22 protein-coding genes are annotated in these 22,648 nt (G+C 50.9%); 19 read left to right on the forward strand and 3 right to left on the reverse strand.

What is annotated here, in order from left to right; genetic code table 11:
• Nucleotides 1-412 precede the first annotated feature (412 nt).
• From QVO97_RS09360 to QVO97_RS09400, 9 genes are all read left to right on the forward strand, one after another.
• Nucleotides 413-1,186, forward strand: coding sequence for a hypothetical protein (locus QVO97_RS09360; protein WP_022360068.1), 774 nt, complete (start codon nucleotides 413-415; stop codon nucleotides 1,184-1,186).
• A gap of 26 nt (nucleotides 1,187-1,212) precedes the next feature.
• Nucleotides 1,213-1,986: a glucose-1-phosphate cytidylyltransferase gene (rfbF, locus tag QVO97_RS09365; RefSeq protein WP_022360069.1), complete on the forward strand. Its 774-nt coding sequence runs from the start codon at nucleotides 1,213-1,215 to the stop codon at nucleotides 1,984-1,986.
• A 112-nt stretch (nucleotides 1,987-2,098) separates the two neighbouring features.
• Nucleotides 2,099-2,917, forward strand: a complete 819-nt coding sequence (locus QVO97_RS09370) for an Ig-like domain-containing protein (protein ID WP_022360070.1) — start codon at nucleotides 2,099-2,101, stop codon at nucleotides 2,915-2,917.
• A 314-nt stretch (nucleotides 2,918-3,231) separates the two neighbouring features.
• Entirely contained in the window at nucleotides 3,232-4,296 is a 1,065-nt protein-coding gene (rfbG, locus tag QVO97_RS09375; RefSeq protein WP_022360071.1) for a CDP-glucose 4,6-dehydratase, read from the forward strand.
• Nucleotides 4,297-4,390: 94 nt separating this feature from the next.
• Entirely contained in the window at nucleotides 4,391-5,746 is a 1,356-nt protein-coding gene (gene rfbH, locus QVO97_RS09380) for a lipopolysaccharide biosynthesis protein RfbH (RefSeq protein WP_022360072.1), read from the forward strand.
• Between the two features lie 121 nt (nucleotides 5,747-5,867).
• Complete coding sequence (locus QVO97_RS09385; RefSeq protein ID WP_022360073.1) at nucleotides 5,868-6,761, forward strand: LicD family protein; 894 nt, start codon at nucleotides 5,868-5,870, stop codon at nucleotides 6,759-6,761.
• Between the two features lie 14 nt (nucleotides 6,762-6,775).
• On the forward strand, nucleotides 6,776-7,828 hold the full coding sequence (locus QVO97_RS09390) for a glycosyltransferase family 2 protein (protein WP_369678405.1): 1,053 nt from the start codon (nucleotides 6,776-6,778) through the stop codon (nucleotides 7,826-7,828).
• Between the two features lie 14 nt (nucleotides 7,829-7,842).
• Nucleotides 7,843-9,588: a D-alanyl-D-alanine carboxypeptidase family protein gene (locus QVO97_RS09395; protein WP_022360075.1), complete on the forward strand. Its 1,746-nt coding sequence runs from the start codon at nucleotides 7,843-7,845 to the stop codon at nucleotides 9,586-9,588.
• A gap of 188 nt (nucleotides 9,589-9,776) precedes the next feature.
• A complete protein-coding gene (locus tag QVO97_RS09400; protein ID WP_022360077.1) occupies nucleotides 9,777-10,370 on the forward strand; it encodes a hypothetical protein in 594 nt (197 codons plus the stop codon).
• A gap of 136 nt (nucleotides 10,371-10,506) precedes the next feature.
• Here the strand turns inward: QVO97_RS09400 and QVO97_RS09405 are convergent, their stop codons facing one another.
• On the reverse strand, nucleotides 10,507-11,484 hold the full coding sequence (locus tag QVO97_RS09405) for a zinc dependent phospholipase C family protein (RefSeq protein ID WP_022360078.1): 978 nt from the start codon (nucleotides 11,482-11,484) through the stop codon (nucleotides 10,507-10,509).
• Between the two features lie 279 nt (nucleotides 11,485-11,763).
• Here QVO97_RS09405 and QVO97_RS09410 point away from each other — a divergent pair, with 279 nt between their 5' ends.
• Entirely contained in the window at nucleotides 11,764-13,122 is a 1,359-nt protein-coding gene (locus QVO97_RS09410; RefSeq protein WP_022360079.1) for an alanine/glycine:cation symporter family protein, read from the forward strand.
• A 508-nt stretch (nucleotides 13,123-13,630) separates the two neighbouring features.
• On the opposite strand, the gene QVO97_RS09415 is transcribed toward QVO97_RS09410, so the two are convergent.
• Nucleotides 13,631-14,071 carry a hypothetical protein gene (locus tag QVO97_RS09415; protein ID WP_022360080.1) on the reverse strand — a complete coding sequence of 147 codons (441 nt, stop codon included), beginning with the start codon at nucleotides 14,069-14,071 and terminating at the stop codon, nucleotides 13,631-13,633.
• A 283-nt stretch (nucleotides 14,072-14,354) separates the two neighbouring features.
• Between QVO97_RS09415 and QVO97_RS09420 the strand changes: the two genes are divergently transcribed.
• The 6 genes from QVO97_RS09420 to QVO97_RS09445 all read left to right on the forward strand — a co-directional run bounded on the left by QVO97_RS09420 (nucleotide 14,355) and on the right by QVO97_RS09445 (nucleotide 19,262).
• Complete coding sequence (locus QVO97_RS09420) at nucleotides 14,355-14,882, forward strand: peptidylprolyl isomerase (RefSeq protein WP_022360081.1); 528 nt, start codon at nucleotides 14,355-14,357, stop codon at nucleotides 14,880-14,882.
• Nucleotides 14,883-14,885: 3 nt separating this feature from the next.
• Entirely contained in the window at nucleotides 14,886-15,587 is a 702-nt protein-coding gene (locus tag QVO97_RS09425) for a GNAT family N-acetyltransferase (RefSeq protein ID WP_022360082.1), read from the forward strand.
• A 55-nt stretch (nucleotides 15,588-15,642) separates the two neighbouring features.
• The gene (gene ispE / locus QVO97_RS09430; RefSeq protein WP_022360083.1) at nucleotides 15,643-16,554 is read left to right on the forward strand and encodes a 4-(cytidine 5'-diphospho)-2-C-methyl-D-erythritol kinase; all 912 of its coding nucleotides are present in this window, start codon (nucleotides 15,643-15,645) and stop codon (nucleotides 16,552-16,554) included.
• On the forward strand, nucleotides 16,538-17,218 hold the full coding sequence (locus QVO97_RS09435; protein ID WP_107000683.1) for a GntR family transcriptional regulator: 681 nt from the start codon (nucleotides 16,538-16,540) through the stop codon (nucleotides 17,216-17,218). Before ispE ends, QVO97_RS09435 begins: the two co-directional genes overlap by 17 nt.
• Nucleotides 17,215-18,435 (forward strand): aldo/keto reductase, encoded by a 1,221-nt coding sequence (locus QVO97_RS09440; protein WP_022360085.1) that lies wholly within the window; start codon nucleotides 17,215-17,217, stop codon nucleotides 18,433-18,435. The genes QVO97_RS09435 and QVO97_RS09440 overlap by 4 nt, the downstream gene beginning before the upstream one ends.
• Before the next feature lie 200 nt (nucleotides 18,436-18,635).
• Nucleotides 18,636-19,262: an HD domain-containing protein gene (locus tag QVO97_RS09445; RefSeq protein WP_022360086.1), complete on the forward strand. Its 627-nt coding sequence runs from the start codon at nucleotides 18,636-18,638 to the stop codon at nucleotides 19,260-19,262.
• Here QVO97_RS09445 and QVO97_RS09450 read toward each other — a convergent pair.
• A complete protein-coding gene (locus QVO97_RS09450; protein WP_288189539.1) occupies nucleotides 19,207-19,635 on the reverse strand; it encodes a hypothetical protein in 429 nt (142 codons plus the stop codon). The two genes, QVO97_RS09445 and QVO97_RS09450, sit on opposite strands and share 56 nt — an antisense overlap.
• Nucleotides 19,636-20,040: 405 nt before the next feature.
• Here QVO97_RS09450 and QVO97_RS09455 point away from each other — a divergent pair, with 405 nt between their 5' ends.
• The 3 genes from QVO97_RS09455 (at nucleotide 20,041) to QVO97_RS09465 (ending at nucleotide 22,556) form a co-directional block, all read left to right on the forward strand.
• On the forward strand, nucleotides 20,041-21,102 hold the full coding sequence (locus QVO97_RS09455; protein ID WP_022360088.1) for a D-alanine--D-alanine ligase family protein: 1,062 nt from the start codon (nucleotides 20,041-20,043) through the stop codon (nucleotides 21,100-21,102).
• 137 nt (nucleotides 21,103-21,239) lie between these two features.
• Entirely contained in the window at nucleotides 21,240-22,103 is an 864-nt protein-coding gene (murI, locus tag QVO97_RS09460; RefSeq protein ID WP_022360089.1) for a glutamate racemase, read from the forward strand.
• A 3-nt stretch (nucleotides 22,104-22,106) separates the two neighbouring features.
• Nucleotides 22,107-22,556 (forward strand): DUF1934 domain-containing protein, encoded by a 450-nt coding sequence (locus QVO97_RS09465; protein WP_022360090.1) that lies wholly within the window; start codon nucleotides 22,107-22,109, stop codon nucleotides 22,554-22,556.
• Nucleotides 22,557-22,648 lie beyond the last annotated feature (92 nt).

Genomic DNA, 22,648 nt, shown 5'->3' on the forward strand with positions numbered 1-22,648 from the left:
CCGATAAGACGGTAACCATTGATTCCTCAAAGGCAACGGTTGAGACGGGTGAGAATCCAGTAAATCTGCAGAATTACCGTATCATATATCCAGCTCAGACCGGAACGATCCGTCCGATACAGGGTTCGGTTTCAATCGACCAGAAAGCATGGACCGGAGAAAAAACCTATGGAGATGACAGCTTTCCACTGACTGGTGTGACTGTAGTGGGAGATGGAGTTCTGAAATATGAAAGCTCTGATGAAAAGGTTCTCACCGTGGACGAACAGGGACAGGTGACCATCAAAGGCCCGGGTTCTGCAGATGTAAGCATCACCATGGCAGGCGGAACGANNCTGAAACAAGCAGCCGCTCCTGGAGCCGAAAGTGCCGGAGAACCTGGTGCATCGGGGCATTGACAACGGTTCTTGCGATGGTATTATATCTTTGGAGCAATTCACAGGCAGTTTACGTGCACCGTGGAGCAGTGACGGATGTTTCAATCGCTCAGGAATTTGCCGCCCAGCCGCTCTTTTTCCTGCGGTTTCTGCTGAAAGCGGTGGCATCGTCGGTGATTGGCGTGGCGCAGATTCAGGATCTGGAGGCAGGAAGCCCCTGGTTTGTCCGGCTGCATCTGGTGTATCTGCTGGGGCTGGCAGTGTTTGTTTCGTATCTGCTGGCACTGTATCTGAATGTGCGGTTTCAGCTTTATAAAAAGACTATTTTTCCGCTTCTGCTGGTTCTCAGCGGCGGCTGTAACCATCTGCTGGTGCTGGCGGCGCGGTGGATTTTCCTGAAGGACGAGTACGGGATGTCCTCGCGGTACGAGATACAGTATCAGATGGGAATTGTAGGAATTCTGCTTACGTTTGCACTCGTCTGGAGTGTGTGCCGGGAAAAGGCGCAGGAAACAGAGGCAGATAAGGCGAAAACACGCGTGCCGGAGAAACGGGCAGCCCGCACACTTTTAAAGGTCTGTATGCTGGCATTTACCGTGCTGACGGTCTTTGGAAATGCATGGACAACCCGGGCAGAAATCCGGACAGCACCGTACCGGAAAGCATATTTACAGGTATCAAGGGAGCTGGGACTGAATTACCGGACGGCGAGCGATGAGGATCTGGAAACCTACCTGCATAACGACCCGGATGCAGTGCGGGATGCGATGAGAATTTTGGAAGAAAACCATTTGAATATATTTCGATAAAAACGATGGACAGAAGGAGAAGTGCAATGAAAGTTGTAATATTAGCGGGTGGATTCGGCACACGAATCAGCGAGGAAAGCCATTTAAAACCAAAGCCAATGATCGAGATCGGAGAACAGCCGATTCTCTGGCATATCATGAAGCACTATTCCCAGTATGGATTCAATGATTTTGTGATCTGCCTGGGCTACAAACAGTATGTAGTAAAAGAGTATTTTGCTGATTATTTCCTGCATACGTCGGATGTGACCTTCGATCTGGCGAAGAACGAGATGCAGGTGCATAACAACTATTCCGAGCCGTGGCGCGTGACGCTGGTCGATACCGGACTGCACACGATGACGGGCGGTCGTATCAAACGTATCCGCGATTACATTGGGGATGAGACGTTCATGCTGACCTACGGAGACGGCGTTTCCAACGTGGATCTGGACGCGCTGGTGGCATTCCACAAGCAGCACGGCAAGATCGCGACCCTGACCGGCGTCAACATCGGACAGCGTTTCGGTGTCATGGATGTTGACAGCGATGGACACATCCGCGAGTTCCGTGAGAAGAACGATGATGACGGCAAGATCGTCAACGGCGGCTTCATGGTACTCGAACCGGGCGTCTTTGACTATATCGAGGGCGATGATACCGTCTTTGAGAAAGCGCCGTTGGAGCAGCTTGCCAAGGACGGACAGCTGATGGTATACCGCCACGACGGTTTCTGGAAATGTATGGATACCCAGCGTGACAAGATGCAGCTGGAACAGATGTGGCAGGAAGGCAATGCGCCCTGGAAGCTGTGGAAATAATATACTGTAAGGGAAAATTCAAGGAATAGACACAAATCCTGTAAGAAAGTATGATAAGCTTTCGAAAGGAATTCTGGGAACAGAGGAAGAGGATTTTGATATCATTGCCAGCGTGCAGGGAGTTTACCAGGACAAGCTGCAGGGTTATGTTCATTTCTATGATAATGAAAACCCGGATGCAGATATAGTTTCGGTTGGGGAAGATGGAACCGCTGTACTTAAGTGGACGAAGCCAGGAGAATCATTGGTAGGCACCCACACAATCAAAGCCGAATTTGGCTTTGGCGAATTTAATACGTGGGAATCCAGATACAACACACCAACTCCGGCATCCCTTACATTTGAAATCAGTAAGGCAGCTCCACCGGCAGAGGATAAGCCAGAAGACTCCGACAAGCCAGATAACTCCGACAAGCCAGGCCAATCAGGCAGCCAGAGCTCTTCCTCCGGACGTGACAAGTCTTCCGGCAGCGGAGCGACCAGGCAGGATCCGGTGAAGGGAAGAACCAACAGCACCATAGGTATTCTCACAGGAACTGCCAACAGCACTGCCAATGACGGAAAGAGTCACTGGATGCAGGATGAACACGGCTGGTGGCTGCGGTTTGCCGACAGCAGCTACCCGAAGGCAGAAAAACGCGGTACAAATGGCATTGCATATGCATGGGAGCAGGTAAACGGCAACTGGTGGGCGTTCGATGAAAGCGGCTATATCAAGACCGGCTGGATGCGCGACGAAGACTACAACGGCTGGTTCTACCTCGATCCGGAACACGGCATGCAGACCGGCTGGGTCTTGATTGACGGCAAATGGTGCTATTTCCACCCGACCTCAGACGGAAGAAAAGGCATCCTGTATGTTGGACGTCTGACACCGGACGGCTACTATGTAGATGAAAATGGTGTGTGGGATGGGAAAGACAGACAGTAAAAAGAACATTTAGGTCGAAGTTTGACTGATTGCGGCTTCTATCTAAATACCTTATGAAGCCGAGTCAAAATGAAATTCCAATGTGTTTACAGCTGTATTCATGAAAAAATATAATGAGCGCAGGAGAAAAGAATGCGGCTGCGAAGCAGACATATTCTTTTCTTGCGCCATTAACGAACGAACAGCCATGCGAAGCAGGGCGGTAGAGCGCGATAGCGCGGGTTCGTGAGTGGACGGCTGAGAAATATAATAAGAGCACTCAGCAAAGATAATGGAGTGATGAAATCACGAAATTAATTAAAAAGAGGAAAACCATGGAACTTCTTGATTTTTATAAAGGAAAACGGGTCCTTGTGACCGGTGACACAGGCTTTAAGGGAAGCTGGCTGGTCCGCATCCTCCATCTGGCGGGGGCGGAGGTGACCGGCTACGCGCTGAAAGCGCCGACCGAGCCGTCGATGTTTGAGATCCTGCATCTGGGGGAGACGATTCACCATGTGGATGGGGATGTGCGCGATTTTGCCCATTTAAAACAGGTGTTTGATGAGACGAAGCCAGAGATTGTACTCCATCTGGCAGCGCAGCCGATCGTGCGCGAGTCGTACCGGGATCCGGTCGGCACGTATGCGGCGAATGTCATGGGTACGGTTCATGTGCTGGAATGCGCCAGACAGTGTGAATCCGTCCGCTCTCTCGTCAATGTGACGACGGATAAGGTTTATGAAAATAAGGAATGGGAGTACGGTTACCGCGAAAATGACCCGCTGGACGGCTATGATCCGTATTCCAATAGCAAATCCTGTTCGGAGCTGGTGACACACAGCTATAAGCAGTCGTTCTTCACGGACGGCCGCTGCGCCGTCTCAACCTGTCGTGCTGGCAATGTGATCGGCGGCGGTGATTTTGCGGCGGACCGGATCGTGCCGGACTGCGTGCGCGCAGCGGAAAAGAAAGAGCCGATCATCGTGCGGAATCCGCATTCGACGCGCCCGTTCCAGCATGTGTTAGAGCCGCTGTTTTTGTATCTGACGGTGGCAAAGGTGCAGTGGGAAAATGCGGAGCTGGCGGGCTGCTACAACGTCGGACCGGATGACTGTGACTGCGTCAATACAGGACGTCTGGCGGATCTGTTCTGTGAAACATGGGGCGGCGGGATGCATTGGATCAACCGCTATGACGGAGGTCCGCATGAGGCGAATTTTCTGAAACTGGATTGTTCCAAAGTGAAAAAGGTATTTGGCTGGAAGCCGCACTTCCATGTAGAAGAGGCGATGGCTGCGACGGTGGAATGGTCGAAGAAGTGGCTTGCCGGAGCGGATATGCGCGAGGTGACGGATGAGCAGATCCGGGCGTATGCGGCTCGGTTTGAAGAAACATAGATAGATGCAGGCGGCTGCACGAAAGGTGTGTCTGGCAGCAGGCAGAGCTGATACGGCTGCGGCAGAGAACGGTAGCAAAAGCAGGAGGAGAAACATGTCAGAAGAAAAAGTAACCCTGTCGGACGGAAAAGAGGCTGCGCGTCAGCAGATTCTCGATCTGGTGGCAGAGTATTGCGATAAATATCATAATCAGAAAAAAGAATTTACCGAGGGACAGCGGATTCCGTATGCGTCCCGTGTTTACGATAACCATGAGATGGTCAATCTGGTAGACAGTGCGCTGGAGTTCTGGCTGACCTCCGGACGTTACACCGATCAGTTTGAGGCGGGGCTTGCGAACTACCTGGGCGTCAAATACTGTTCCCTTGTAAACTCCGGTTCCTCCGCGAACCTGATCGCATTTATGGCGCTGACTTCCCCATTGCTGGGAGAGCGCCGGGTGTGCCGCGGCGATGAGATTATCACGGTTGCGGCAGGTTTCCCGACGACGGTAACCCCGGCGATCCAGTATGGCGCAGTTCCAGTGTTTGTGGATGTGACGATTCCACAATACAACATCGACGCCGATAAGCTGGAGGCGGCGCTTTCAGAGAAGACGAAAGCGGTTATGATCGCCCACACACTGGGGAATCCGTTTGATTTACAGAAGGTAAAAGAATTCTGTGACCGTCATAACCTGTGGCTGGTGGAGGACAACTGTGATGCCCTCGGAAGCCGCTATGAGCTGAACGGCGAGTGGCATTTTACTGGTACGATCGGAGATATCGGAACGTCCAGCTTTTATCCGCCGCACCACATGACGATGGGCGAGGGCGGCGCCGTGTACACGGACAATCCGCTTTTAAACAAGATTATCCGTTCCTTCCGCGACTGGGGACGCGACTGTGTCTGCCCGTCCGGCTGCGATAACCTCTGCGGTCACCGATTTGACCGCCAGTATGGTGAGCTGCCGCTTGGCTACGACCATAAATATGTATACTCCCATTTTGGATATAATTTAAAGGCGACCGACCTGCAGGCGTCGATCGGCTGTGCGCAGCTTGAAAAGTTTCCATCCTTCGTGGAGCGCAGAAAACACAATTTTGCCCGTCTGAAAGCGGGACTTGCCGGAACCGAGGACGCATATATCCTGCCGGTTGCCTGTGAGCATTCCGATCCGAGCTGGTTTGGTTTCCTTCTGACCTGCCAAGAGGGCGTGGATCGGAACAAGGTAGTCAAATATGTCGAGGAAAAGGGCGTGCAGACGCGTATGCTCTTTGCCGGAAACCTGATCAAGCATCCGTGCTTTGATGAGATGCGGAAAGAAAACTGCGGCTACCGCGTAGCCGGAACTCTGGAAAATACCGACCGTATCATGCGCGATACCTTCTGGGTCGGCGTTTATCCGGGCATGACAGATGAAATGATTGATTATATGGCAAAGACACTTCGTGAGGCATGCCGTCAGTAGGGACGGGGATCGCGGCAATTCACAGGCGGGGAGATACTCTGCCTGTAAGAAAATGCCTGTGAAAATGAGCAGCTGTGACAGAGAATGAACAGTTACAGGAGAAAATGAGGGGACAACCATCATGAATGAGGAAAAATCAGAGAGCCGCAGGGCGGTCAAACTGCCGCCGTATCCGGGGCTTGAGAAGGTTCACCGGGCGAATCTGCGCCTTTTGAAGGAGATAGACCGGATCTGCCGGAAATACAAGATTTCCTATATGCTGGATTCCGGGACACTTTTGGGCGCGGTGCGTCATGAGGGATTTATCCCGTGGGATGATGATGTCGATCTGGCATTTACACGTGCCAATTATGAGATGTTTTTGAAGGTAGCGCCGCGGGAGCTGCCGGAGGGAATGTCCCTGCTGCGCCCGGAGGAGATCCGGGGTGGCAAGGTGTTTTATGATTTTACAACGCGCGTCATCTATGACAACAGCCGCGTCCATGAGGACAATGAGCAGATGCAGTTTTATGAGGGAAAATTAAACCATCTCTGGGTGGATCTGTTCGTCCTTGACCGCCTGCCGGATAGTAAGGTGGGCGCGTGGAGCGCAAAATTTCTTCAGAAGGTCATTTACGGAATGGCGATCGCACACCGTGATCAGATTGATTTCAGCAAATACAGCCTGATGGATAAGCTGCGGGTTGGTGTGCTGGCAGGTGTGGGACACCTTGTCCCGATGCCGGTTTTATTTAAGCTGCAGAGACTTGCAGCGGCGAAGGATCGCAAAAAGAAGACGAAACACTGGTATTACAGCAATTACCAGCCGGATTATCTCTATGTAACGCTGGAGGGCGCATGGTGCGAGCACGCGGTGGATCTGCCGTTTGAGGACACAAAGCTGATGGTGCCGGTGGGCTATGAGCAAGTGCTGGAGTGGATTTATGGCGACTATATGACGCTGCCGCCGGTGGAAAAACGGGTTCCGGCACATTCTTCGATAGCGATCGAAATTTTGGATGACCCGGATGCTTAATTGAAAGATGAAATATGAGTAAGAAAGATAAGAAAAAACGGACAGACAGCATGGAAGATAAGAAGAAAAATGAAACCAGACAGACAACCATGCAGAACAGGATGGAAAATATGAACGGACAGAAACCAAAGACGATCTCGATCGTGATTTCTGTTTACAACGAGGAAAAGGCGCTGCATGAGTTCTATCGGGAGGCAACTCCGGTTTTTGAGGCGTTGCCGTGGAATTACGAACTGATTTTTGTCAACGACGGAAGTGCGGACGCCTCGGGGCAGATTCTGGCAGAACTGGCAGCAGCGGATCCGCGGGTACGTGTGATCAACTTTTCCCGTAACTTTGGCCATGAGGCGGCGATGCTTGCGGGGCTGGACCACAGCAGCGGGGAGGGCATCGTGTGTATGGATGCCGATCTGCAGCATCCGCCGGAATGTGTGGCGCAGATAATCGAAAAATTCGAAGAGGGCTATGAGGTTATCAACATGGTCCGGACGAAAAATAAATCGGCTGGATTCATCAAAAACCTGACGTCTTCTGCTTTTTATAAATTTTTGAACAAGATTTCAGATGTGAAGCTGGAAAATAACGCATCCGATTTCTTTGCGCTGACTGCCAATGCGGCGCAGGTGTTAAAGACCAATTACCGGGAAAAAGTGCGTTTTCTGCGCGGCTATGTGCAGAATATCGGATTTAACCGGACGACCATCGAGTATGAGGCGAGAGCCAGGGTGGCGGGCGAGAGCAAGTACAGCATCCGGAAATTATTTAAATTTTCGATCAATACGATTCTCTGCTTTTCGGATCTGCCGCTAAAGCTCGGCATTTACTCGGGAATTATCGTGGGCTTTCTGGGGCTGCTCGTGATGCTGGAAACGATTTATGAGTGGGCGGTCAAAGGAACGCCCAATGGTTACGCGACGATCGTAGTGCTTTTATGCTTTATGTTCGCGATGCTGTTCGTGATTGTGGGAATTATCGGGGAGTATATCGCGATCCTGTTTACAGAATTGAAGGATCGTCCAATTTATATCGTTCATGATACAAAAGGATTTCTGGAAAAGGAAAGCTGACAGGAAGGAATCGTATGAAGAGATTAAGACGTTTACTGATAAGTTTGATGATCACGGCACTGATGGCTGCCGGAATGCCGATGACGGCATTTGCAAAGCCGGACTGGCCCTCGGATACGGGGATCGAGTCGGAGGCAGGCATTGTCATGGATGCGGACTCCGGGGCGGTTTTATTCGGGCAGAACATCCATGTGCAGAAGGCGCCGGCAAGTATCACGAAAATATTGACGGCGCTCGTAGTCATAGAGAACAGCAGTCTGGATGATACGATCACATTTTCCCACGATGCTGTTTACAACGTGGAAGATGGCAGCGGAAACAAGAACTCCATCGAGGAGGGCGACACGCTTTCGGTGCGCGATTGTCTCTACCTGCTGCTGATGCGTTCTTCCAACCAGGCGGCGAATGCGCTGGCGGAGCATGTGGGCGGAAGCCGCGACGGTTTTGTGAAGATGATGAACGAGAAGACGGCGGAGCTTGGCTGTGAGAACAGCCATTTTGCGAATCCGTCCGGTCTGAATGACGACACACAGCTCACCTCGGTGTATGATATGGCGCTGATCGCATCGGCGGCGTATAAAAATGACACGCTTTTAACGATCAGTAAGGATAAGAGCTACCGCTTACCGGCGACGAAGAACAATCCGGACGGTGTGACCATCCAGCCGGAGCACAAGCTTCTTATCACGACTGACACAGAGAGTCCGAACTATTATCCATATGCGGTAGCCGGAAAGACCGGTTACACATCGATTGCCGGGCAGACGCTTGTTACCTATGCGATCAAGGATGACAGACGCCAGATCGCGGTCACGATGAAGAGTACGCAGGCGACCCATTATCAGGATACGATTGCATTGATGGATTTCGGCTTTCTACGATTTAAAAATGTAAATATTTCGGAAAATGAGACGGCATACACAAGCGGCGATCAGCCGGTGCAGATCGGAGACAATAGCTATCAGCCGTCCGATTTATCGATGGATACGTTGGCAGTCATCACGCTCCCGAAGGATGCTTCGTTTGCGGATGCGGAGAAGACGGTGGTAACAGATCTGCCGGAGGATGCGCCGCAGGGTGCGGTGGCACTGCTTTCTTACAAATACAATGACCGCAAGATTGGACAGGTGTATCTGATCAGCGCATCGGCGGCAGAAGCGGAAGCAAACGGGGAGACGGCTTCGGATGACGGAAATACGGCATCGGATTCGGCAGCATCCAATACAGGTGCGTCCGGAAAATCGAAGCAGGCGAAATCTTCGTTTCACCTGACCCTGCCGAAACTTCCGAAAGTATCGGTGAGAACGGTGCTGATTGTGGTCGTCAGTGTGCTTCTGGCAGCGGCGTGTGCGGCGCTTGTATGGCTGTTCTACCGGCGTCACCAGGAAGAAAAGAGACGTCAGGAGGACCGGAGAAAACGGAGAAGACAGCGTCTGCAGGAGATCGGCTGTTCGCAGGAAGAGTTTGAAAAACTGCTTGAAAAGCGGATGGGCGCGTCCTACTGGGCGTCTGGCACAGCGGAGGCAGATGAGAGCACAGAGCAGGCAGAGTCTGACATGGATGTGCGATCTGGTTCAGGACAGGTTCCGGCGGCAGATGCAGCCGCGTCCCGGCTGGCAGAGAGTGGAAAAGCAAGAACTGGTTCCACGGAAAAGAAGCCGCTGAAAGAAAAACTTGCACAGAAAGAGGCAGAGGATGCCAAAACACAGCAGGGTGTGCAGGAGGATGACACAGAGCTTACGGTTGAGGATCTGGATTGACAACCTGAATGCGCTAAATGGCGGTAAAATGGTCCGGATGGATTGTTTACGGGAGATTTTGGAAAGTATGAAGATTTTTTGAATTTTTCTAAAATGACTACAAAAACAAAAGGCGATATTATATAATAGCCATGCGGTTCGGACTGGTTCTGGCTGTGAATGAGTGAATGAAGGGATAGAAGAACACGATGAAAAAACTTCTGATAATGATGGTTGCGTGTATGGCGCTGCTCAGCGGATGCACGGAGAGTACGATTGTAAAACCGACTTCTGAGACGGTAGTCGGAGATCCGAATTTTGAGACACAGGAAAATGTTGAGATTGACTGGACACAGGTCAGCATGGACGCGGAAGACATGTTCAAGGATACAAGTACCTACGAGTACGGTCGCGATTTCCATTTCTATATGGAGCCGAACAAGAAACAGATCATGCTGATCTGGGTAGTTGCGGATGATCTGCCGGATGATCAGATAGGAACCTATGCGGAAGATTTAATCAAGGGATTCAACGACGTTGTCCACACCCAGGACTTCTCGATTGAGATGTCCGGTGAAGATTCCTACGGCGGACTGTGGAAACAGTATGCACTGTCCTACAGCATCGTTCCGGAGAGCGACCAGGATAACGAGGACGCATGGTTTATCAGCGGTTCCTATGAGGCTGGCGCGGATTTCAAACTTCCGGATACCAAAGAGCTGATTTCCAAGGTGAAAGAGAAGGAAGCAGCAGGCGAGTACGATACGACTGAGGCGGAGGAAGAGACAGAGAACGCAGAATAAGAGGTTGTCTGCACAGACACGGGATATTTTCTGTGTATAATTAAGAGAAAAGTGATCACAAAAGCTGTCATATGAGAAACAGATGAGTGTTTCTCATATGACAGCTTTTATTTACCAGGAACCGAAGTACGTGTTTTTAATCAACGGGTAGTCCGCTGTGATAAGACTCATTCCCCAGTTCCGTCAGAAGCGGCGATAAATCCTGTTTATCTAACGGCATGTTGTCTGTGACGGCGCTGTTTAAAAGCGCATAGACACGGCTGCATTTGTCCAATGTTTCATGGAAGAGATCAACAAACGAGGCGGTTGAGACGCGGGTCGGATCCCACGGGTTGCTCCATGCTTCGTGGTTTAGGTTACAGCTGCTCCGGTAGTCGGTTACGGAGTCCGTTACCATTTTCGCGGAAGCAACTGGGTGGTTGACGAAGATGGATTCGACCTGTGCAATGCCGAATTTTTTCTTGCCGTTCTTGTCCGAGAGTGTCCGGCAGCCGAAGCGCAGCGCCCAGATGGAGCGGTGCACCATCGCCGGAGTAACCTGGAAGTTGTTGCGGTAGGTGATCGGATAATAGGTTTCGTTGATGCAGGAAGCCAGGAAATGGGAAATAAACTGGATTTCCTGTCCATTTAGACAGATCGTGGCGGTCTGGTTAAATTCGGACGGCTTCTTTTTTTTATATTTCCAGAGCAGGATCGCGTCGAGCTCATTTTCCAGATGTGCGTGCATCCCGTGATGCATGGAGGTCGGGGCATCCACCGGATAGCCGATGCGCCCGTACACGTAAGGATGACAGATCGAATCGGCAATGTAATGGTTTATAAATCCGGCCAGATAGGAGATGGCTTCCTCCTGCTGCTGGCGCGAGCGGATGGTTCCAATACGGCGCAGACAGCACTCAAAAAAGGCGTTTACCTTGTGTTCGTGCATATAGGAACCGACGTTGCGGTAATCGCGGTGGCGCAGGATCGGGATATTGTAGAAAAACATATCCGGTCCCTGCAGACCGAGCTGGTAGAGCCAGCGGTATTTGGCGATCGTGTGTTTTAAGGGTGTGAACGGCATATCGTTGTATGCTTTCATGCCGAATATATAGTGCGTGGTAAAACCTGGCATATTGTTTTCATCCTTTCCAGAAGGACAGAGATTTGGAAATTTGTCCGCCTGTCCGATATGCTTATTGTAGCACTGCCGGTCTGGTTTGTCATGGGGGTTGCGGATGTTTACAGAAAGTGTAAGAAAATGTGGTTACTGGACACGTATGCGTGTACAGTAACAAAACGTGGATGGAAAGAGAGTTCTCGGAAGGCAATATCACAGCTTGGAGAATGAAATATCATAGTAAATCATAAGATTGGTTTGATAGAGTGAAAATAGATATAGAAAGGTGCTCGGATGGAAGCGCTCAGAATCGTACAGAAAATGGTGTGGGGACCGTGGCTTCTGGGACTGTTTCTGGCGGTTGGAGTCCTCTGCATGGTGCGTCTGCGGGGATTTCCGATCCGTCATATCAGAGTCTGGTGGGGAGAGACGGTTGGGAGCGGCGGGAAAGGACAGCTTTTGACGACCTGCACCGCGCTGGCGGCGACGGTCGGAACGGGAAATATCACGGGCGTGGCAGCCGCGTTGGCGATCGGTGGTCCGGGTGCTGTGTTCTGGATGTGGGCGGCGGCATTTCTGGGGATGGCGCTGGCATATACGGAGGTTTATCTGGGAATTTTGTATGGGGGCGGACCTTATGTCTATCTGGAAAATGGGGTTGGAAGCTGTTTCGCTGGAAAATGCTATGCCCTGTTTTGCGTGCTGGCGTCGCTTGGAATGGGATGTATGGTACAGGCGGGGGCTCTGGCGGATAGTCTGCGCTATGCAGCGTCCCTGCCGCCGCTTGGAACCGGTATCATACTGGCAGTTTTGACTGCCGTGGTGCTCTTTGGTGGGGCAAAACGCATCGGATGGACGGCTTCGGTGCTGGTACCGGTATCGGCGGGGCTGTATCTGCTGGCAGGTGGAATCGCCGTGTTCAGCTTTTACGATCAGATACCGGAAGTATTGGGGAAAATTGTGGGCGGGGCATTTGGACTGGCAGATAATGCAGGACAGACGGATGGAAGCAGTATTTTGAATTTTTCAGGAATTTCGGGCGGGATGACCGGGTACGGAATGGCAGCGGCGATCCGGAGCGGGGTATCGCGCGGTGTGTTTTCCAATGAGGCGGGCCTGGGGAGTCTGGCGGTGCTGCATGGGATGAGTGAGGGAAAGGGGAGGCTAAGACAGAGGCAGGAAGCGCAGAAACAGGGAATGTGGGCGATTTTCGAGGTGTTTTTCGATACGATCATAGGGTGCAGCCTGACCGCTTTTTTACTGCTCTGTGTATTTCCGCACAATCTGACCGAGAAGATCGATTCCCTGGGCGGCAGCGGCGCGGTGGCGGCGGCTCTGGCAGCCCGTTTTGGAAATGCAGGCGGCATAGTGACGGCAGCGTGTATGGTGCTGTTTGCCTTTGCCACGATCCTTGCCTGGTTTTACATCGGCGATCAGGCACTTGGATGGCTGATGCGGGATGTCCCACAGAAGCGTGCTGACAAAATATGTATTTTGTATCACGGAGGTTATCTTGCCTCGGTCTTTCTCGGCTGCGTCAGCCGGATGGAAGCCGTCTGGGCGGTATCTGATATTTTCAATGGGCTGATGGCGGTGCCAAACCTTGCAGCGCTGGTGCTGCTTGGCAGGAAGGTACGAAGACCGGAACGGTGAGAGAGTTGAGGGATTCAGATACAACAAAAGACCTCTCCAGCAGTGAGAGGTCTTTTGGTATTGAAAAAGGGAGGAGAGCTGATATAAACTCAGCTCGGTATTATGAAAAAAATTTGTAAGCATTGCTTGTTGCTATGGTTATAGTATAGGGAAAAATCGTGAAGAAACCATGTTAATTGTGTAAAAGGTTTTTTAATGAAGTGTGAACGAAATATGAACGCGGAACATGGATTCCATGATTACGATAAATATATTTTATGTTCAGAGGATCGAAAATGGCAGCCTGGGCAGGAAACGCAGATATTTTGCGTGCTTCGTCTGTCAAGACTGCCATAAAAAATATGGGTATAAAGTGTGTCAACAAGTTACTGTATACGGGTAGGCACTTTTGGAACCGAAAGTGCCGTAAGAAAACGTGGTGGTAGCAGGAATTTGCCGTATTTAAATGCGAAGCCACGGCAAATTCCGTTACTGGGCACGTATGCGTGAACAGTAACGTCAACAATCCTTATTCCGCTTTTTTAACTGATAAAACGGTTCCGTTGAATGCATCCACCTCGCTGACGGTTCCCGTATACGTTACGGTAACTTTATCCCCATCTTTTACATCAGAAAGCCCGTCTGGTTTCTGATCCTGCTCGAAGCTGAATGCATAATCGGTTCCATCGGCGGTGATCGTAAACATAAAGTCTTTGATGTCGCTGATCGTACCGGTCATTGTGGACTGTTTTGTATCGGCAGTTCCCTCGGATGGAAGAAGGGTGTCTTTGGCGTCTTCTTTTAAATCATCCATCGGGCTGCTTTCGTCCATGCCATTCGAGCTGGACCCGGAGGAGGCGGACTGGGACGATTCATTAGCAGTCGATTCATTCACGTTTTGGGAAGAGCAGGCGGTTGCGAGCGAGAGGATCGCAGCCGCGCCCAGGATTGCAAAATATGTTTTTTTCATAGTACATTACCAACCTTTCTTTTGACTTGGTTTGCTCACAGATGTATGATGCAGGACAGATGATGATTCCTGAGCGCAACATTCATCTTTTCGCATAGAATGTCCATTTCGACATTGTGATATACATCTTAAGCCATAAATGTGAATGAATTGTGAGGAGAAACTTACGAAATGTAAAGAAGATGGACAAATATGGAACGAAAAACGGTCGATTTTCGAACATTTTTATGGTATAATGTGACCACTTAATGAGGTATTTTTTAAAATTCAGGAGGAAACATACATGAAAAATCCAGTTGTTACCATTGAGATGGAAAATGGTGATATCATGAAGGCAGAGCTCTACCCAGAGATTGCGCCGAACACAGTCAACAACTTTATCAGCCTGATCAAGAAGGGCTTTTATGATGGTCTGATCTTCCACCGTGTCATCAAGGGCTTTATGATTCAGGGCGGATGCCCGAATGGAAATGGTATGGGCGGTCCAGGGTATACCATCAAGGGTGAGTTCAGCCAGAATGGTTTTACGAACAATTTCAAGCACACCAAGGGCGTTCTCTCTATGGCGCGTGCGATGGACCCGAACTCCGCAGGTTCCCAGTTCTTCATCATGCATGAGACTTCCCCGCATCTGGATGGTCAGTATGCATCCTTCGGGAAGATAGTTGAAGGTCTGGATATCGTGGACAAGATTGCCGGCGTCCGCACCGACTGGGGCGATCGTCCGCTGAAAGAGCAGAAGATCAAAAAGATGACCGTTGACACCTTCGGCGAGGAGTACCCGGAGCCGGAAAAAGGAAAAGAAAGATAATCTATGACAATCGAACGAGAAGTAACCGTTGCGGGACAGACATACCCGGTGATTCTCTCTGATGAAAACGAAGCTCTTCAGGCTGCGAAAGCAGCCGGGAGAGCTATTGTTGGCTTATGGAGGGAAAATGAGGAAAAACAGCCGGCCGACTATTCATCTTGCCTTTACCTTATTACAGATCCTGAAGACGCCGATGAAACATTCCTGGAACGCGTCGTCCGCCGCCACCTGGCTCTCCCGTGGCTCATCGCTGAAACTGACCGCCTCATCATCCGTGAATTTTCCCAGGACGATCCGTTGGAACCGGCATCCGCTGAGGATGCCGACGGAACTTTTTCTGATTGGAACAAGCGCGAGGAATACCGGAAACACCAGTACCGCTTTGCCGAGTGCGGTTTGTGGGCGCTGGAACGCCGCGAGGACGGTGTGCTGGTTGGAAAGGCGGGGCTGACGTACGGAGAGCTGGGATATCATATTTATGAACCGTTCCGCCGTCAGGGCTATGCGCTGGAAGCCTGCCGGGCGATTGTGAAATATGGGTTTGAAACGCTGGAGCTGGATAAGATCCGGCTTTGCACGAAGCGTTCCAACACGGCTTCACGGATATTGGCGGAAAAAATGGGATTCATTCAGGTACCTTCATCCTGCAAGGATTCTATTGTATTTTGTATGCAAAAAGGATATAATAGCTTGTATACAAAATAATGAAAAAATACAATCTAGTGTGATTACACTAAGGGAACGATGGGAGGAATGACCGATGATCAGGCATCTGGAGCTGAAAGCATATGGAAAGATCAATCTCGGTCTGGATGTAGTCCGCCGGAGAGAAGACGGCTACCACGAAGTGCGGATGATCATGCAGACGGTGCGCGTGTACGACGCGATCGAACTGAACCGGACGGAGGAAGAGGGAATCCGTCTTTCAACGAACCTTTATTATCTGCCGGACAATGAAAATAACTTAGGCTACCGCGCGGCGAAGCTTCTGATGGATGAGTTTGGAATCCGCGACGGTGTGGAGATCAAGATGAAAAAATTTATCCCGGTGGCAGCCGGGATGGCAGGCGGCAGCAGCGATGCGGCCGCAGTCCTGTTTGGTGTCAACAAGATGTTCGGACTGGGGCTTTCGAAACAGGAGCTGATGGAGCGCGGCGTCCGTCTGGGGGCGGATGTGCCGTACTGTATCATGCGGGGAACGGCTCTTTCGGAGGGAATCGGGGAGATCCTGACACCGCTTCCGCCGATGCCGCAGTGCCGCGTGCTGATTGCCAAACCGGCGGTCAGCGTTTCGACGAAGCATGTGTACGAGAGCTTAAACCTGCCGTCTCTGGGCGCAGAGGCGCATCCGGATATTGATGCGATGCGGGCGGCGATCGAGAAAAAAGACCTCTCCGGCGTCGTTTCACAGCTTGGAAACGTGCTGGAAACGGTGACGATCCCGGAAAATCCGGTGATTCAGACACTCAAAGATAAGATGATGGAGATGGGCGCGGACGGCTCTTTGATGAGCGGAAGCGGTCCAACCGTATTTGGCTTGTTTACGAACCAGACGGCGGCGCAGGCGGCGTATGAGGAACTCCGCTATGGCAGCAGCCAGGATCTGGCGAAACAGGTATACCTGACTAGTTTTTACAACAGGAAGGGGCACGCAGATGGGGAACAATTTTGAGGTTAAAATGAATGAATATCTCCCACTCAGGGATGTGGTATTCAACACACTCCGGCAGGCAATCTTAAAGGGAGAGCTGGCACCGGGCGAGCGCCTGATGGAGATTCAGCTGGCACAGAAGCTGGGCGTCAGCCGCACCCCGATCCGTGAGGCGATCCGCAAGCTGGAGCTGGAAGGGCTCGTTCTGATGATTCCGCGGCGCGGCGCGGAGGTGGCGCGGATTTCGGAAAAAAGCCTGAAAGATGTGCTGGAAGTGCGCCGTTCGCTGGAGGAACTGGCGATTGAGCTGGCGTGCCAGCGCATGACGGAAGAAGATATGCAGGCATTGGAAGAAGCACAGAAAGCATTTAAAGCGGCGATTGATCAGGGCGATGCGATGAAGATCGCGGAGACGGACGAGGCATACCATGACGTGATCTACCATTCGACCCGCAACAAGCGTCTGGTGCAGATTTTGAACAACCTGCGTGAGCAGATGTACCGGTTCCGTCTGGAATACATCAAGGACGAGGATAAACGGCAGATTCTGCAGTTAGAGCATGAAAAAATATTGGCGGCACTGCGTCTGCGCCATATGGCGGAGGCAAAGGCGGTAGCCAGGGGGCACATAGATAACCAGGAAATCACGGTACTTAAGAATTTAAAGGAGCGGAAGGAAGTATGACATTTAAAGAATTGTACCTGTCCGGACAGGTTCCATTTGAGGAAATCGATCGCTATATTTCCCGTTGGAACCGGTCGGATGATGAGCGGACACTGGCAAAATATCTCGGTCTCAACGCCGATGAGGAAGATGTCTGGATCGATGACAGCGACGAGGCGCTGAAAGAGATGCTGGACGCAAGAGAAAGGGTAGCCGGTACGCCGGTTACCCTTGGAAAGACGGATATTATCGTCAATAAAAATGGATTTGGCGCGCTGCCAATCCAGCGTATTTCTTTTGATGATGCGAAGGTACTGCTTCGCAAGGCGTATGACGCGGGTGTCCGTTTCTTTGATACGGCGCGCTTTTATACGGACAGTGAGGAGAAGATCGGCTATGCGCTGAGTGACGTGCGCGAGCATATCTATATTGCGACCAAGACAGCGGCAACGACGGCGGAAGGCTTCTGGAAGGATCTGGAGACGAGTTTACATAACTTAAAAACAGACTACGTGGACATTTACCAGTTCCACAATCCGGCAGTCTGTCCGAAGCCGGGAGATGGAAGCGGTCTTTATGAGGCGATGCTCGAGGCAAAAGAGCAGGGGAAAATCCGTTTCATCGGCATCACGAACCACCGCATGAGCATTGCGGAGGAGGCGATCGAGTCGGGGCTTTACGATACCCTGCAGTTCCCATTTAATTATCTTTCCACCGAGCGGGAGATCGCGTTGGCGAAGGCCTGTGCGGAGCACGAGATGGGATTTATCGCAATGAAGGGTCTGTCGGGCGGTCTGCTGACCAATTCGGCTGCGATCTATGCCTATATGGCACAGTTTGAGAATGTACTGCCGATCTGGGGGGTACAGAAGGAAAGCGAGCTGGACGAATTTTTAAGCTACATCGGCAATCCACCGGAACTGACGGACGAGCTGAAAGCTGTTATTGAAAAAGACCAGAAAGAGCTGGCAGGTGAATTCTGCCGGGGCTGCGGCTACTGTATGCCGTGTCCGGCAGGAATCGAGATCAACAACTGTGCGCGTATGTCCCTGCTTCTGCGCCGTTCTCCGTCAGCGGGACACCTCTCCCCGGAGGGACAGGCGAAGATGAAGAAGATAGAGGACTGCCTGCACTGCGGACACTGCAAGTCGATGTGCCCGTATGGTCTGGATACGGCGAAGCTTTTGGAGGAGAATTATAAGGATTATAAAGAGGTTCTTGCAGGGAAGAGACTGTAAAGAGAGGATAAATGCAAGAGGCATTTTTCCGTAACTGTTCACGGATAGGCACTTTTGGAACAGAAAGTGCCGTAAGAAAACGTGGTGGCAGCAGGAATTTGCCGTATTTAAATGCGAAGCCACGGCAAATTCCGTTACTGGGCACGTATGCGTGAACAGTAACTAGAAATGTAGTGAAATAGACCAGGGAGGCGGAAACAATGGATATAAATCAGAAACAGAAAGAACGTCTGGAGCAGCAGTTTGCATTTATCCGGGAGATAGATAAGGAGAAATTTATCGGTCGCCAGACGTATCTGACAGACGGAGAGCGGAAGGAAAATGACGCGGAGCACGCATGGCATATGGCGATCATGACGGTGCTTCTGGCGGAGTATTCCAATGAGCCGCTCGATGTGCTGAAAACGGTTACCATGCTTCTGATTCACGATCTGGTCGAGATCGACGCCGGCGACACGTATGCCTATGATGAGGAGGCGAAGAAAACCCAGCGGGAGAGAGAATTAAAGGGTGCAGAGCGCATTTTCGGAATGCTGCCGCCGGATCAGGGCGAAAAACTGCGCGCTCTCTGGGATGAATTTGAAGCCGGGGAGACGCCGGAAGCGCGGTTTGCACATACGATGGACAACATCCAGCCGACGATGCTCAATGATGCTTCCAAGGGAAAGGCGTGGGCGACGCGCGGCGTGCATCTGAGCCAGATTCTTGGAAGAAATAAGAATACCGCCAAGGGCTCGGAGACGCTGTGGAACTATTCTTATGAGAATTTCATCACTCCGAGCCTCCGGGAAGGAAAGATAAAAAACGACACGTTACCCGAAGAGTAATCGAATTGTCGGAGGAAGCATGAGCTTTATCCGGCAGACTGCTGTCAGCGGAAACGGTGTGCGTGGCTGCTATTTTTGAGTTCGAAGAGGATTCTGTCGGTTCGGTGGTTGTTTTGGAAGCTGAAGCTGTTCCAGAACGTTCCGAGTGATTGGAGCAAGTCATCGGGTCAGCTTTAGAGGAAATCAGAGCAGCAGCTTTCTTGTTTACATCAAAAACGATATGTTTCTTTTGCGACAGCCAGTTCATATCGTTATCAGAAATCAGAGCGTCAGAGACGGAATCGGCGCTCTGATTTTTTGAGTTTTCTTCCGGCATGACACCTCCGGACAGGGCGGGCGGCGGATAGAGAACACCCCACCAGTTGTCGATCACATGAGTCTGCAGGAGCGGCGGGGCGATCGCGTACGCCAGGACTTTCTGCTGAATCTGGTTTCTGGTAAAAGTCAGAAGAGGCAGGCAGAAAAGCAGAAATAAGAGCATGGAACATAATGCGAGAAGCGGGAGTATTCCATCGTAGATATGGGAAAGCTTGCAGGAACCGGTGGAAAAATGGCGGCATTTATTGGTAACAGGTGGATGAATCCTGGATGCGGATGACAGAGAATTTTCAGACTGGAACGAAATCACTTGATTAAACATAATGGCTCTCCTTTTACTGAAAGAAATCGAATCTTCTTGTCGCAAGTATTGACAGTTATGGTATAATCTAAACTATATTTTGGAATAGCATTCCGGCGTGTGGTGACGCTTCCCACACCCGGCAGAAAGGCGGATATTATGAAAAAGAGTGTACTTGTGGTATTTGGCGGACAGTCTTCGGAACATATTGTTTCATGTATGTCGGCAATCAATGTCATTAAAAATATAGATACAGAGCGCTATGATGTAACCCTGATCGGCATTACCGAAGAGGGAAAATGGCTGCTGGTTGACTCGGTCGAGCAGATCGAGGATGAGAGCTGGAGAAAGAACACGACGACCGCGATCCTTTCTCCGGATGCAACGGAGAAATCCGTGATCGTCCTGAAAGATGGTAAGGCGGAAATGATCCGCATTGATGTGGTATTCCCGGTTCTGCATGGACTCTGGGGCGAGGACGGCACCATTCAGGGCATCTTTGAGCTGGCAAAAATCCCGTATGTCGGATGCGGTGTGCTGGCGTCCAGCGTTTCGATGGATAAAGTGTATACAAAACAGATCGTTGACCACACAGGCGTGCGCCAGGCGGCATATGAGCTGGTCATCCGCAAAGAACTTGAAAAGATGGATGAGGTTGTGGCACGCATCGAGAACCGGTTTGCATATCCGGTATTTATCAAGCCGTCCAATGCAGGTTCTTCCAGAGGTGTCAGCAAGGCGTCGGATCGCGAAGAGCTGATTGCAGGCTTAAAGGAGGCGGCGCACCATGACCGCAAGATTCTGGTTGAGGAGACGATCGTCGGTCGTGAGATCGAATGTGCGGTCTTTGGAAATGGCACAGAACCGGTCATCGCTTCCGGTGTTGGCGAGATTCTGGCAGCAGCCGATTTCTATGATTTCGATGCGAAATATTACAACGCAGAGTCCAGAACCGTGGTAAATCCAGAGCTTCCGGGCGATGCGACCGAGCGTGTGCGTCAGGCGGCGAGACGTATTTTCAAGGCGGTAGATGGCTATGGCCTGTCGCGTGTCGATTTCTTTGTGACGAAGGACGGCGAGGTTATCTTCAATGAGATCAATACCATGCCGGGCTTTACCGCGATCAGTATGTACCCGATGCTCTTTGAGGCGGCCGGAATCCCGAAGCCGGAGATGGTGACAAAGCTGATTGAACACGGACTGAAACGTTACGAAGCCTAGAAATAAATAAAAATGTTTCAGAATCCTGAAACAGTGTGAGAGAATCTACTTTTGGACGTTATATGATTCGATATACACAGATGTTCGGGAAAGAATGGAAACATGACCATAAGAATTTTGCCGAAAGGAAGGTAAACATGGATAGAAATGCCCCGATCGGAGTTTTTGATTCAGGCATCGGCGGTCTGACGGTAGCCCGTGAGATCATGCGTCAGATGCCGCAGGAGCGCATCGTATACTTTGGAGATACGGCGCGCGTTCCATACGGAAGCAAATCGCAGGAGACGGTGCTGCGCTATTCCCGCCAGATCATCCGTTTTTTGAAAACACAGGGAGTCAAGGCGATCGTGATTGCCTGCAACACGGCCTCGGCGTGTGCACTGGAGACGGTCAAACAGGAATTGGATATCCCGATCATCGGGGTTATCTACGCGGGCGCGCGCACGGCTGCCGAGGCAACCCATAATGGAAAGATTGGCGTGATTGGAACCGAGGCGACTATCCGGAGCGGTATTTATACCAGAGAAATGCAGAAGCTGCGCCCGGATATTGAGGTCATTGGAAAACCGTGTCCGCTCTTTGTGCCGCTGGTGGAGGAAGGACTCTTCCATGATTCGGTAACAGACGAGATTGCCTCCCGGTATCTTTCTTCGCTGAAAGAAAAATACATTGATACGCTGGTTATGGGATGTACGCATTATCCGCTGCTGCGTTCGACGCTGCACCGGCTGATGGGCGACGAGGTGACTTTGGTAAATCCGGCATATGAGACGGCGGTTGAACTTAAAACTCTGCTGCGGGACATGGATCTGACACGCAGTTCGGAGGAGCTGGAACGTTTTTCGGAGGAAAACAGCCGCCGCGCTGCTGCCGGGGAGCCGATTCTTGACCAGTATCAGTTCTTTGTCAGCGACCGGGCGGAGAATTTCACGCGTTTTGCCAAGGCGATTCTGCCAAAAGAGGTAAAAGACACGAAACAGATTAACATTGAGGAGTATTAAAATATGACGAAAGATGTGCTTGTATCCGTGCGCGGTGCCCATATTGCGGACGGGGAGACGAATAACCTGGAGGTTATCACGGCAGGCAGCTATTATTTCAAAAATGGCAAGCATTATATCATCTATGATGAGATCCTGGAGGGCGAGGAAGGAAGCATCCGCAATACCATCAAAGCCAATGCGGACAGCGTCGATATGATCAAGGGAGGCGATGCGCGGGCGCATATGATTTTTCAGGAGAACCGTCCGAATGTCAGCTGTTATGTGACTCCATACGGTCAGATGATCGTGGGCGTCACGACCGACCGCATCAAGATCAATGAAGGTCCGGATCATCTGAAAATCCAGATTGATTATACGCTGGAACTCAACTATGAGCAGACCAGCCAGAGCCATATTGAAATTGATGTGAAATCGAAGGCGACGGCGAAATTGAACCTGAAAGAGCAGTAAATATAAAAGAATATAGAAACAAAGAAATAAAATCGATGAATCAAAAATCCCGGAAACGTGCAATCAGTTACATTTCCGGGATTTTAAGATCT

Source organism: Clostridium sp. CAG:43 (assembly GCF_000434655.1).
Classification (GTDB): domain Bacteria; phylum Bacillota; class Clostridia; order Lachnospirales; family Lachnospiraceae; genus Otoolea; species Otoolea fessa.

Coding starts and splice junctions, on each gene's coding strand:
- QVO97_RS09385 (WP_022360073.1), top strand. CDS start 5,868: ATGAATGAGGAAAAATCAGAGAGCCGCAGGGCGGTCAAACTGCCGCCG.
- QVO97_RS09445 (WP_022360086.1), top strand. CDS start 18,636: ATGGATATAAATCAGAAACAGAAAGAACGTCTGGAGCAGCAGTTTGCA.
- QVO97_RS09440 (WP_022360085.1), top strand. CDS start 17,215: ATGACATTTAAAGAATTGTACCTGTCCGGACAGGTTCCATTTGAGGAA.
- rfbH (WP_022360072.1), top strand. CDS start 4,391: ATGTCAGAAGAAAAAGTAACCCTGTCGGACGGAAAAGAGGCTGCGCGT.
- QVO97_RS09400 (WP_022360077.1), top strand. CDS start 9,777: ATGAAAAAACTTCTGATAATGATGGTTGCGTGTATGGCGCTGCTCAGC.
- QVO97_RS09405 (WP_022360078.1), bottom strand. CDS start 11,484: ATGCCAGGTTTTACCACGCACTATATATTCGGCATGAAAGCATACAAC.
- QVO97_RS09410 (WP_022360079.1), top strand. CDS start 11,764: ATGGAAGCGCTCAGAATCGTACAGAAAATGGTGTGGGGACCGTGGCTT.
- QVO97_RS09455 (WP_022360088.1), top strand. CDS start 20,041: ATGAAAAAGAGTGTACTTGTGGTATTTGGCGGACAGTCTTCGGAACAT.
- QVO97_RS09425 (WP_022360082.1), top strand. CDS start 14,886: ATGACAATCGAACGAGAAGTAACCGTTGCGGGACAGACATACCCGGTG.
- QVO97_RS09415 (WP_022360080.1), bottom strand. CDS start 14,071: ATGAAAAAAACATATTTTGCAATCCTGGGCGCGGCTGCGATCCTCTCG.
- rfbF (WP_022360069.1), top strand. CDS start 1,213: ATGAAAGTTGTAATATTAGCGGGTGGATTCGGCACACGAATCAGCGAG.
- ispE (WP_022360083.1), top strand. CDS start 15,643: ATGATCAGGCATCTGGAGCTGAAAGCATATGGAAAGATCAATCTCGGT.
- QVO97_RS09390 (WP_369678405.1), top strand. CDS start 6,776: ATGAGTAAGAAAGATAAGAAAAAACGGACAGACAGCATGGAAGATAAG.
- QVO97_RS09360 (WP_022360068.1), top strand. CDS start 413: ATGGTATTATATCTTTGGAGCAATTCACAGGCAGTTTACGTGCACCGT.
- QVO97_RS09420 (WP_022360081.1), top strand. CDS start 14,355: ATGAAAAATCCAGTTGTTACCATTGAGATGGAAAATGGTGATATCATG.
- murI (WP_022360089.1), top strand. CDS start 21,240: ATGGATAGAAATGCCCCGATCGGAGTTTTTGATTCAGGCATCGGCGGT.
- rfbG (WP_022360071.1), top strand. CDS start 3,232: ATGGAACTTCTTGATTTTTATAAAGGAAAACGGGTCCTTGTGACCGGT.
- QVO97_RS09435 (WP_107000683.1), top strand. CDS start 16,538: ATGGGGAACAATTTTGAGGTTAAAATGAATGAATATCTCCCACTCAGG.
- QVO97_RS09465 (WP_022360090.1), top strand. CDS start 22,107: ATGACGAAAGATGTGCTTGTATCCGTGCGCGGTGCCCATATTGCGGAC.
- QVO97_RS09395 (WP_022360075.1), top strand. CDS start 7,843: ATGAAGAGATTAAGACGTTTACTGATAAGTTTGATGATCACGGCACTG.